Genomic DNA, 11,963 nt, shown 5'->3' with positions numbered 1-11,963 from the left:
GCGATTCGCTGAATCAGGCGCTGCTCAAGGCGTAAGAGGCGTTGTTTGCGTCAAAGCATAGGGGGAAGGATCGCTACACTTTTCATCAGTGAATACTGCGGTGCCTGACCCCAAGCATTCGCGAGCAGGCTCGCTCCCACATTGAAACGCATTCCATTGTGGGAGCGAGCCTGCTCGCGAAGAGGCCGGCACAATTAGTAGAGAACTCCAGAATTACGCTGGTGCGCGCTCCAAAAGCACCCGTGTCACCCGCCGCTCTTCTACCGCTTTGACCGTCATCTGCCAGCCTGCATGCTCCAGGCGATCACCGATGACCGGGAGACGATCCAGCAGGCTCATCACCAACCCGGCCATGGTCTGATAGTCCTCAGTCGCCGAGGCGCCAAACCCGGTGCGTTGACGCACACGCGCCAGGTTCAACGCGCCGCTGACGATGAACCCGCCCTGCTCCTCGATCACGTCCGGGCCTTCGATCTCGCTGGCGTCCGGCAGCTCACCGGCGATCGATTCGAGAATGTCGGTCATGGTCAACACACCGACAAAATCACCGAATTCGTTGACCACGAAGGCAATGTGCGTTGAGGCCGCGCGCATCTGCTCCAGCGCATTGAGGATCGAATAGCTGTCGAGCAGGTTGAGGGTCTTGCGCGCCAGATGTTCCAGATTCGGTTCGGCGCCGGCCAGATACTCCTTGAGCAGTTCCTTCTTGTGCACGAAGCCCAACGGTTCATCCACCGCACCGTTGCGAATCAACGGCAGACGCGAGTAGGACGAGTGCATCAAGCGGGTACGAATCGCCTCGCGGTCATCGGCCAGATCAATCGTGTCGACATCGGCGCGCACGGTCATCAGTCCGCGAATCGGGCGCTCAGCCAGTTGCAGTACGCCGCTGATCATCACCCGTTCACGGCGGTCGAACAGTTCCGCGCTTGGCGCGTCACCGTCGTCGAGCAGGTCGGAGATCTCCTCGCCAACCTCTTCCGCCGCTAGTTTGCGCCCGCCCAGCAAGCGCATGACCGCATGCGCCGTGCGCTCGCGAATCGGCCGCAGGCCTTGCATCGAACGTTTGCGTCGAGCGCGGGCGATCTGGTTGAACACCTCGATCAGAATCGAGAAACCGATCGCGGCGTACAGATAGCCTTTCGGAATGTGGAAGCCCAGACCTTCGGCCGTCAGGGCAAAACCGATCATCATCAGGAAGCCCAGACACAGCATGATCACCGTCGGGTGCGCGTTGACGAAACGCGTCAACGGCTTGCTGGCGACAATCATCAAGCCGATCGAGATGATCACCGCGATCATCATCACCGCCAACTCATCGACCATGCCCACGGCGGTGATCACCGCATCGAGGGAGAACACCGCATCGAGCACCACGATCTGCGCAACGATCGGCCAGAACATGGCATAAGCAGCGTTGGTCGTGCGCTCACCGATGTGGCCTTCAAGGCGCTCGTGCAATTCCATGGTGGCCTTGAACAGCAGGAACACACCACCGAACAGCATGATCAGGTCGCGGCCGGAGAAGCTCTTGTCGAACACCTCGAACAAAGGCTGCGTGAGGGTGACCAGCCAGGAAATACTCGCCAACAGACCAAGGCGCATGATCAGCGCCAGCGACAGACCGATAATCCGCGCACGGTCACGTTGATGCGGCGGCAGTTTGTCCGCGAGGATTGCGATGAACACCAGGTTGTCGATACCCAGCACCAGTTCCAGCACGATCAAAGTCAACAAGCCTAACCAGGCTGTGGGATCCGCTAACCATTCCATAAAACGTCTCTATCTCTCTCGGTTGATTCAGGCTGCCGGACACGGCAAAGCGCAACGCAAAGGCTCTGGGGCCGCGTTATCTACGATAGTCGGGTGTCGGAAAACTGGATGCTGCGAGTGCGTCAAGACCGCGCCATGGCGCGAGGGGAAGGTACGACTGGGAGGCTCCGAGAGGGTGTTCATGCAAATCCTGAATGAAAAATGGCCTTGGAGCGTACAGGCATTGGGAACATTTCCTACAGAGGCAAATCATTTCAAAATCTGTAATCCGCCCCGAATACCTCTGTAGGAGCTGCCGCAGGCTGCGATCTTTTGATTTTGATTCTTAAAAACAAGATCAAAAGATCGCAGCCTTCGGCAGCTTCTACAGTACGGTTTCAGCGGCCGGCAAAACGCAAACGCGACAACTGGCGCAAATCCCCTTCGAGGTAGTAATCGTTGGTCCAACTGTCGTCTATCGCCAATGGACTCACCTGCTTCAACGCCAGTTTCTTCGCGAAATAACGAAAGCGGTAATTCTCGTAGAACCGCAGCAGTTCCAGACCATAGCGGTCGGCAAGATCGGTATCGCCGCGAATGATCAGGTAGTTTTCGTCATTGCCGTTACTGGCCGAAGCGCTGAGGTTGTGGCTGCCGCTGATGATCGTCGGCGTGTCCGTGGTGAAGTCGGTGACTACCGCTTTGGTGTGCACCAGGAGATTGCCTTTCTGGCCTTTCATGTTCTCGCGCAGCCAGCCTTCCAGCCCGGTATTGAGCAACGCGGTGGCGGCGAATTCGGCGCTGCGGTCGGCATGGAAGCCAGTGATGCGGCTGGCCGTGTTCTGCAGGCCATAACGCAAAATGTCATCGTGGGGCTGGCCAAGCAAGGCGTTGAGAATTGCGTCGGGCAGCGAGAACGCGGTGACGAACAGCACGTCCTTTTTCGCAGCACCGATGATCCGCACAAACTCCTGCAGATCCGCGCCGCCGGTGCGCGGTGAAAACCCGGCGAACAAAGGTTGCTGCGGATTCATCGGGTTGTGTTCAGTCACCCAGTCACGGGTTGCGCCGATATCATCCGGCTGCGCCCAGATCTGCTCGAACGTCTGCAGATAGCTGGCGGCGATCGATTCATCATCCAGCACATGCACCACGTTGGCCTGACGATAAACGCCGTTGGCGGTGAAGTTGGTGCTGCCACACAAAACCGCTTCAGGCTGACGCTCCTCACTGGCATCGACGCGGCTGAGGACCATGAACTTGTTGTGAAAGATGTTGTGGGTCACTCGCCCGCGTTTGCTCGCCGGAGGCAGTGCCGCCAGGCTCGCTTCGTTGATCGTGGTGTCTTCGTCATCTGGCCGGGCGTGATACAGCACCCGCACCTTCACGCCCCGCGTGAACGCCGCGTTCACCGCATCGACGATCGCCTGCAATTGATATTCGTAAATGGCAATGTCCAGCGCCCACTGGCCATCGACGGCACGCGCGATAAACCCGAGCAAGCGTGCGAGCAAGCCGTTTTCCAGCCATTGCCGTAGCGCGTCGGGCCAGGCCTCGATGGGCAGATTCTTGTTGGCGCTGATCAGCGCGTCCAGCTCGGGGAACTTGCGCTGGAAGGCCTGACTGGCGGCGACAGCACGATTGAATATCACGCTTTGATTGCTCGGCTGACCGTCATCGGAGGTAATCGTCAGCTGCAGCGACTCACCCAACTGCACGGCATCCGCAGTGCCGTAGGCCAGATGCACGCGATAGTGAAGGGTCATGCCCGGATTGACCGCGTAATCGGCCCAGCGAAATTTCTGCAGCGGGGCTTTATCGCTTGGGGTGGCGTGGAACTGGGGGAAGGTGTGAGCCTTGTTCGGGAAGGTCAAGCTGTTGAACAGGAACAACCACGGTTTGCTGCCCTGCTGCTTTTCGATGGCAAATCCCAGCAAGCCCTTGCGCCGCGGTTCGGCCAGATCCATGGCCAGCAGCACGCCGTTGGTGCCGGCGTAGGCTTTGACGCGGAAATCGTCTGCGGGGTTTTTGACCAGTACGCGCATCGCTCACTCCTTGTGATTGGGCTGGGTGCAGCATAGTGCAGTGATGCGGTTTCTGGTTGGTTGGCTCCAGACCGGGTCGATGCAATCGCGAGCAGGCTCACTCCTACAGGGGAACGCATTCCAAATGTAGGAGTGAGCCTGCTCGCGATGAGGCCCGACCAGTCGCAAAAAAACTCAGAGAGAAATCAGCTCATCAATATGTCGATACTCTGCACTCAACGCTGAAGCCAGATCCCGTGCCCGACCCAACCGGATCGGGCCGCGCTCGATATCGATCAACAACCCCGGACACGCCAGTGCCGGCAATCCTGACCACTGTTTCAAACGCCCATCGGTCACCACCAGCAACCGCTGCTGCTCGGCAGGAAAACGCTTGCGCCGCACCGCCAGCCATTGCTCTGCCTGCCCCAGCGCCGCCAGCAACGGTGTGCCGCCGCCCGCGCCCAAAGCCTCCAGCCAGACACGCAAACCACTGGACGCCTTCAACCCTTGCACCTGCCATTTCGGCGCCGAGCCACTGGCCGTCAACAAGGCCAGGCGCGCACGCTGGCGATAGGCATCATCGAACAGTTGCGCGAGCAAACCTTTGGCATCGCTCAAGGCGTGATGGCGTCGCGTCGAGGCGGAGGCATCGACGATGACCAGCCACAGTTCATGCGGCGAGCGCGTGCGCAGTTGAAACAGCAGATCTTCACGTCCCTGAGGACGCCCGTTGAGCAACGTGCCCGGCCAGTTCACCGTACCGTTGCGAGCGACATGACGCTTGCCTTGGCGTCCGTTGTCCAGCCGTCCGGCGCGGGGTCTGGCATTCGCCCCCGCGTCGGATCGGGGGCGAATGCCTAAAGCTTTTTTGGCCAGCTCGGCACTTCGCGTCGCGCGCCCGTGGCGAGCGCGGGCGCCGGCATGTCGCCCCACTGGCCCTGGCCTTCACTCGACGAGGCTTGAGTCTCGGCCGGCGACTGAGCCGGTTGTTGCGGACTCGAAGGCGCTTGCTCACGACGACGATGGCGCAGGGCAAACTCGGCCACGGCGTCGATATCTTCTTCGCCAATCACCGCAGCCCCACGCCATGCCGCGTGAGCACGAGCGGCGCGTAACCAGACCAGATCGGCACGCAGTCCATCGACCCCGGCAGCAAAACAACGCTCGGTGATCTGCGCCAGCGCGGCATCGTCCAGCGCAATATCAGCCAAGGCAGCGCGAGCATTTTCGCAACGCAAACGCAGGGCTTGTTGCTCAGCTTCCCACTGCGTGCAGAACGCTTGCGGGTCGCTGTCGAAATCCAGTCGCCGACGAATGATCTGCCCGCGTTCGGCCGGTGCGGTGTGGCCGCCGAGGGCGACGTTCAAGCCGAAGCGGTCGAGCAGTTGCGGACGCAGCTCGCCCTCTTCCGGGTTCATCGTGCCGATCAGTACGAACTTCGCCGAATGCCGATGGGAAATACCGTCGCGCTCGATCAGGTTGGTACCGCTGGCGGCGACATCGAGCAGCAGGTCGACAAGGTGATCAGGCAGCAGATTGACTTCATCGACGTAGAGCACGCCGCCGTCCGCCTTGGCAAGTACGCCCGGTGAGAATTGCGCGCGGCCCTCGCTGAGGGCGGCGTCGAGGTCGAGGGTGCCGACCAGACGTTCTTCGGTGGCGCCCAGCGGCAAGGTGACAAACTGGCCGCTGGCGAGCAGATCGGCCAGGCCACGGGCCAGGGTGGATTTGGCCATGCCACGCGGGCCTTCGATCAGCACACCGCCGATTTTCGGGTCGATGGCGGTGAGGCACAGGGCGAGTTTCAGGTCATCGGCGCCGACCACGGCGGAAAGAGGGAAATGCGGGGAGTCGGTCATTTGGTTTTTCTCTGTCGTGGTCATTGGTGTTCTTGGCGTTGTGGTGTGTCAGTTGGGATGGCCCTCACCCTAGCCCTCTCCCGGAGGGAGAGGGAACTGACCGAGGTGTTCTGGCGATTTACGCCGACCTGATATATCGAGCCGAGCTCAAGTTTTGACAGCAACATAGATCGGCCCCCTCTCCCTCCGGGAGAGGGCTGGGGTGAGGGTAGCTTTTGAGCGGCTACATATCTTCCTCAATATCCAGCAGCAGATTTTCCAGCGCCTCTTTATAAGCCCCCGGCTCCTGCCACATCCCCCGCTGTTGAGCCTCCAACATGCGCTCGGTCATGTCCCGCAGCGCATGCGGATTATGCTCGCGCACAAACTCTCGAGTCGCCGGATCCAGCAAATAAGCATCCGCCAACAACGCGTACTGGTGGTCATCGATCAACTGCGTCGTCGCATCAAACGCGAACAGGTTATCAACCGTCGCGGCCATTTCGAACGCGCCTTTATAGCCGTGGCGCTTGACCCCGTCGATCCATTTCGGATTGGCCGCTCGCGAGCGAATCACCCGGTTCAGCTCTTCTTTCAGCGTGCGAATCTTCGGCAGATCCGGCTGACTGTGATCGCCGTGATAACTGGCCGCCGCCTCGCCACGCAGGGTTTCCACGGCAGCAAGCATGCCGCCCTGGAACTGGTAATAGTCGTTGGAATCGAGCAAGTCGTGCTCGCGATTGTCCTGATTCTGCAGCACCGCTTGCACCTGACTCAGGCGCTGCGCGAATTGTTCACGGGCGGCGGTGCCTTCGTCGGAACCACCGTAAGCGTAGGCGCCCCAATTCAGATAAACCTCGGCCAGATCGTCGCGGCTCTGCCACAAACGCCCGTCGATAGCGCCCTGCACGCCCGCACCGTAGGCACCGGGTTTGGCACCGAAAATCCGCCAGCCGGCCTGACGCCGCGCGGTGTCTTCATCGAGGCCCGATTGCAGCAGTTCATCGCGCTCGGCGCGCACTTTTGCCGCCAGCGGATTGAGATCGTCCGGCTCGTCCAGTGCCGCCACTGCTTGCACAGCGGCGTCGAACAGGCGGATCAGGTTGGCAAAGGCATCGCGGAAGAATCCGGAGACTCGCAGCGTGACATCCACACGCGGACGGTCGAGCAGGCTCAACGGCAGAATCTCGAAATCATCGACACGCTGACTGCCAGTGGCCCACACCGGACGCACGCCCATCAACGCCATCGCCTGAGCGATGTCGTCGCCGCCGGTGCGCATGGTTGCCGTGCCCCAGACCGACAGGCCCAGTTGGCGCAGGTGATCGCCGTGGTCCTGCAGGTGACGCTCAAGAATCAACGTTGCTGACTGGAAACCGATGCGCCATGCGGTGGTAGTCGGCAGATTGCGCACGTCGACCGAGTAGAAATTACGGCCGGTCGGTAACACGTCGAGGCGACCACGACTGGGCGCGCCGCTCGGGCCGGCGGGGACGAAACGGCCGCTGAGGGCGTCGAGCAGGCCGCGCATTTCGGCGGGACCGCAGGCGTCCAGGCGCGGGGCGACGACTTCGCGCAGGTGGTCAATGATTGCACTGACTTCAGACCACCGAGGTCCCTGTGGGAGCGAGCTTGCTCGCGAAAGCTGTGTGTCAGTGAATGAAGTGCTGGCTGACACGACGCCTTCGCGAGCAAGCTCGCTCCCACATGGATCGTGCAAAGCTTGGAAAATCAGCTGTGTGGCAAACAGTTCAAGACGTTCGCGGGTGTCGCCGGCGGTGCGCCAGACTTCCTCGCTGATCGATTGCAATTGATCGGGACGCGGGCCTGTCCATGGATCGGCCAACGCACAATCGAGCGGATCGAAACCCAGTTCGAAGGCTTTGGCCAGTGCGCGCAGCAGGCTCGATTGCGCGCCCTTCCCGTCTCCGCGTGGAATGCGCAGCAGCGCCAGCAACGTATCAATACGCAAACGCCCGGTCGGCGATTCACCGAACACGTGCAAACCATCGCGGATCTGCGATTCCTTCAGATCACACAAATAAGTATCCAGACGCGGCAACCAGATCGCCGCATCGGCGTCGCTGTCGAGCGCGGCATCGAGTTGCAGTTCGCGGTCGATCTGCGTCTCGCGGACCAATTGCAGAATGTCGCGCTGCAGCTCACGGGCGCGGCGCGGATCGAGCAACTGCGCTTCGTAATATTCGTCGGCCAGCAGTTCCAGATTGCGCAGCGGGCCGTAGGTTTCGGCGCGGGTCAGCGGCGGCATCAGGTGGTCGATGATAACCGCTTGCGTACGCCGTTTGGCCTGCGCGCCCTCACCCGGGTCGTTGACGATAAACGGATAGATATTCGGCAGCGGCCCGAGCAGCGCATCCGGCCAGCAATGCTCCGAAAGGCCCACGCCTTTGCCCGGCAGCCATTCGAGGTTGCCGTGCTTGCCAACGTGAATCACGCCGTGGGCGCCGTAGGTGTTGCGCAGCCAGAAATAGAACGCCAGATACGCATGCGGCGGCACCAGATCCGGGTCGTGATAGACCGCGCTCGGATCGACCTGATAACCGCGTGCCGGCTGGATGCCGACGAAGGTCAGGCCGAAGCGAATGCCGGCGATCATCATCCGCCCGTCGCGGCACATCGGATCGTTTTCTGGCGTTCCCCAACGCGCAACCACAGCCGCACGATTAGCTTCAGGCAGTGTGTTGAACATCGTCAGGTAAGCGTCCATCGCCAGACTTTGCTGGCATGGTCGCTGATCAATGGTGTCGAGATCGTTGCTGACGCCACCGAGCAATTGCTGGATCAACGCAGTGCCGCTATGCGGCAACTCTGTCGTGACCGGATAACCTTCGACCTGCAACGCACGCAGAATATTCAGCGCCGCTGCCGGTGTGTCGAGACCGACGCCATTACCGATGCGTCCATCACGAGTCGGATAGTTGGCGAGGATCAACGCAATGCGTTTTTCGCCATTCGGCACCCGCGCCAGATCGATCCAGCGTCGCGCCAGTTCAGCGACGAAATCCATGCGCTCAGGCTGCGCGCGGTAGCAGACCACATCGGACTGACTGCGCTCGCTGCGCCAAGCCAGATCCTTGAAGCTGATCGGTCGGCTGATGATCCGCCCGTCCAGCTCCGGCAAGGCAATATGCATGGCCAGATCGCGCGGGCCGAGGCCTTGCTCGCTGGCGCGCCAGCCGGGCTCGTTGTCCTGCGCGCAGATTGCCTGGATCACCGGAATATTGCGGCGGAACGGCCGCAGATGCGGCGCTTCGGGGCTGGACTGGGCGAAACCGGTGGTGTTGAGGATCACCCCCGCCTCGACCTCGTCCAGCCAATCCTCGACCGCCGCCAGGCAGCCGGGTTCTTTCAGGCTGGCCACGGCGATCGGCAGCGGATTCAACCCCGCCGCCTGCAAGCGCTGGCAGAACACATCAATGAACGCGGTGTTCGCCGCTTGCAGATGCGAGCGGTAAAACAGCACCGCCGCCACCGGGTTTTCCGGCAACCATTCGGCTTGCCAGTCACTCAGTGCAGCGGAGGTTTTGTTCGGGTGGTAAATCGCCGTACGCGGCAGGGTCTGCGGTTCTTCCCAGGTGTAATCACGGGCGAGCCAACGGTTGGCCAGACAGCGGAAGAAATCCAGCGCATTGCCCATACCGCCCTGACGCAAAAACTGCCAGAGCCGATCACGATCTTCGGCATTGACGGTGCTCAAGTCGCTGAGTTCCGGGTCGGGCCGATCATCGCCCGGCACCAGAATCACCTGCACACCGCGCTCGGCCAACTCGATCAAACGCTCGACACCGTAGCGCCAATAAGCGATGCCGCCGTGCAGCGAAATCAAAATCACCTTGGCGTGGCGCAGCACTTCATCGACGTACAGATCGACCGAAGCATGATTCTGCACCTGCATCGGGTTGGCCAGACGCAGGCTCGGGTAATCATCGGGCAACTGCTGCGCGGCTTCGGCGAGCAGCGCCAGGCTGGAGTCGCCGCTGCACAGGATCACCAGCTCGGCGGGGGTTTGGCCAAGGTCGGCAATGTTGTCATCCGAGACGAAACCGCCGGGCTGGGTCCTGAGCAGGTGCATGGCTTAAACGCTGAGCGCGGCGCGCAGTTGCGCTTCGAGTTGCGCCGCGTCGAGTTGCTGACCGATCAACAGCAGACGCGTGACGCGCGCTTCCTCGGCGCCCCATTGACGGTCGAAGTGCTTGTCGAAACGCGTGCCCACGCCCTGGATCAACAGACGCATCGGCTTGTTCGGAATGGCGGCGAAACCTTTGACCCGGAGGATGCCGTGCTTGACCACCAGTTGCGTCAGCGCGTCGAGCAGCAGGCTTTCGTCGGCTTGCGGCAGTTCGATGGAGATCGAATCGAAGGCGTCGTGATCGTGGTCATCGTGATCGTCATCACCTTCACCATGGTGGTGATCGTGATGGCTGTGGCGGCTGTCGATGTGTTCTTCGGAACCGGCGCCGAGGCCGATCAACACGTCCAGTGGCAGACGACCGTTGCTGGCTTCGATGATCTTCACCGCTGGCGGCAGCTCTTCGGCGACTTCAGCGCGAACGCGAGCCAGATCTTCCGGGCTGGTCTGGTCGGCCTTGTTGAGGATGACGAGGTCGGCGCTGGCCAGTTGGTCGGCGAACAGTTCGTGCAGTGGTGATTCGTGATCGAGGTTCGGATCGAGTTTGCGCTGGGCATCGACCTGATCCGGGAACGCAGCGAAGGTACCCGCAGCGACGGCCGGGCTGTCGACCACGGTGATCACCGCGTCAACGGTGCAGGCACTGCGGATTTCCGGCCACTGGAAGGCTTGTACCAGCGGTTTTGGCAGGGCCAGGCCCGAGGTTTCGATGAGGATGTGGTCGAGGTCGCCGCGACGCGCAACCAACTCGCGCATCACCGGGAAGAATTCTTCCTGAACGGTGCAGCACAGGCAGCCGTTGGCCAGCTCGTAAACGCGGCCGGTGGCTTCTTCTTCAGTGCAACCGATGGTGCATTGCTTGAGGATTTCACCGTCAATGCCCAACTCGCCGAACTCGTTGACGATCACCGCGATGCGACGGCCCTGCGCGTTATCGAGCATGTGCCGCAGCAGCGTGGTCTTGCCCGAACCGAGGAAGCCGGTGACGATGGTGACGGGGAGTTTGGCCAGTGTTTTCATCGGTATGCCCTTTGGCAAGCGGCGGGCATACGGGACGAGAACCGGCCACGCGCGTGCGCGCCGGAAGCGTTCGCCACCGGATCACCCCGCCCGGTTGTAGTGAGAATCTGTGACGAGGCAGGTCTCCTGGCTGACGGCGTTCAGGCGCGGGGCCTGGCGTTTGCTGCGCCTTCCCGCGGGCTCATCAGTTGAGCTGGCAGTGGCGTGGCAGCGAACATCACCGTTCACAGTTGCGGGGGCAGCCGCGGCATTGACCGCGTTCCCTTCTTAGCTTCGGCAACGGCCGAAGAACCTCGAATGCGCAAGGCTACGCATCGGGTGGTTATGGGTCAATGGGGTTGGGGTTTGGTTATGTGAGCATATCCGTTGCTTCGGGTGCCGCCGCTGGCGGTTTCGCTCTTACAGCGAGTCACCTTTTCCAAACGCCGGAGTGCCGGCCCAGCGAAAAGGTAACCCAAAAGGCTTTGCCCCGGCGTACGGCACTTCGCTGAGGCTCAGTGTTCCCTCGCTACGGTGTCCATCCGGGGGCATCGCCTACGGTTTGCTTCGCTGCACCTCCTCTCGATGTGTTCGACTTCGTCGAACGGCGCTGCGCGCCTACCCCCGGATGAACACCTTCGCTCGGCCTGCCGAAGGGGCAAAAAAGCCAGATCAAGAGCCAAAGCCAGATCAAGAGCCCCTCACCCTAGCCCTCTCCCGGAGGGAGAGGGGACTGACCGAGGTGATTGCGAGAGATACGCCGACGTGCGATACCGCGTTGAACTCAGATTCTGACAAGCCCACAAATCGGCTCCCTCTCCCTCGGGAGAGGGCTGGGCGGGCGGCGTTCCGATGAGGGGCAGCAACAACGCAAATCAAAGCCGAACACCCGCGCTCTTCACCACTCAATAGGCCGAGTGTCAGCTCGCCTGCTCTTGATCTTGATCCACGGGCGACGTCGGAAGGCTGAGTGGAGGGATTGATCCGGGCGTGGGAGCGCAGCGACCGTTTGGCGCAGCCAAACACAGCGGGAGGAGGTGCAGCGAAGCAAACCGGAGACGCTGCGCCCGGATCGATCCCGGAGCGAAGGAACCCCGAGCCCCAGCGAGCGGGCCGCACGTAGGAGCAAGCCCTTTTGGTTACTTTTGGGGCGTTTGCCAAAAGTGACCCGCCGTAAGGGCGGAACCGTAATCAGCC

The 11,963-nt window shown here is 61.4% G+C and carries 6 protein-coding genes and 1 riboswitch; all 6 genes read right to left on the bottom strand.

From position 1 onward, the window contains the following. Positions 1-213: 213 nt before the first annotated feature. The 6 genes from ACRRSD_RS27560 to cobW all read right to left on the bottom strand — a co-directional run bounded on the left by ACRRSD_RS27560 (position 214) and on the right by cobW (position 10,787). A complete protein-coding gene (locus tag ACRRSD_RS27560) occupies positions 214-1,773 on the bottom strand; it encodes a TerC family protein (protein WP_435036401.1) in 1,560 nt (519 codons plus the stop codon). A gap of 377 nt (positions 1,774-2,150) precedes the next feature. Beyond that, positions 2,151-3,797: a phospholipase D-like domain-containing protein gene (locus ACRRSD_RS27555; RefSeq protein WP_435036400.1), complete on the bottom strand. Its 1,647-nt coding sequence runs from the start codon at positions 3,795-3,797 to the stop codon at positions 2,151-2,153. Positions 3,798-3,971: 174 nt separating this feature from the next. Further along, positions 3,972-4,712, bottom strand: coding sequence for a vWA domain-containing protein (locus ACRRSD_RS27550; protein WP_435036399.1), 741 nt, complete (start codon positions 4,710-4,712; stop codon positions 3,972-3,974). Next, a complete protein-coding gene (locus ACRRSD_RS27545) occupies positions 4,637-5,638 on the bottom strand; it encodes an ATP-binding protein (RefSeq protein WP_435036398.1) in 1,002 nt (333 codons plus the stop codon). Before ACRRSD_RS27545 ends, ACRRSD_RS27550 begins: the two co-directional genes overlap by 76 nt. Before the next feature lie 223 nt (positions 5,639-5,861). Continuing rightward, positions 5,862-9,710, bottom strand: a complete 3,849-nt coding sequence (cobN, locus tag ACRRSD_RS27540; protein WP_435036397.1) for a cobaltochelatase subunit CobN — start codon at positions 9,708-9,710, stop codon at positions 5,862-5,864. A 3-nt stretch (positions 9,711-9,713) separates the two neighbouring features. After that, entirely contained in the window at positions 9,714-10,787 is a 1,074-nt protein-coding gene (gene cobW / locus ACRRSD_RS27535; RefSeq protein WP_435036396.1) for a cobalamin biosynthesis protein CobW, read from the bottom strand. 99 nt (positions 10,788-10,886) lie between these two features. Further along, positions 10,887-11,098, bottom strand: a riboswitch (cobalamin riboswitch). Positions 11,099-11,963: the final 865 nt, after the last annotated feature.

The organism is Pseudomonas neuropathica, from assembly GCF_051174785.1.
In the GTDB taxonomy this organism is placed as follows: Bacteria; Pseudomonadota; Gammaproteobacteria; order Pseudomonadales; family Pseudomonadaceae; genus Aquipseudomonas; species Aquipseudomonas neuropathica_A.
The sequence above is the reverse complement of the archived record's forward strand: the minus strand, read 5'-3'. Positions and strand labels throughout refer to the sequence as shown.

Bases quoted from the DNA above. Each gene is read 5' to 3' on its own strand.
- ACRRSD_RS27560 (WP_435036401.1), bottom strand. From the start codon at position 1,773: ATGGAATGGTTAGCGGATCCCACAGCCTGGTTAGGCTTGTTGACTTTG.
- ACRRSD_RS27555 (WP_435036400.1), bottom strand. From the start codon at position 3,797: ATGCGCGTACTGGTCAAAAACCCCGCAGACGATTTCCGCGTCAAAGCC.
- ACRRSD_RS27545 (WP_435036398.1), bottom strand. From the start codon at position 5,638: ATGACCGACTCCCCGCATTTCCCTCTTTCCGCCGTGGTCGGCGCCGAT.
- cobN (WP_435036397.1), bottom strand. From the start codon at position 9,710: ATGCACCTGCTCAGGACCCAGCCCGGCGGTTTCGTCTCGGATGACAAC.
- cobW (WP_435036396.1), bottom strand. From the start codon at position 10,787: ATGAAAACACTGGCCAAACTCCCCGTCACCATCGTCACCGGCTTCCTC.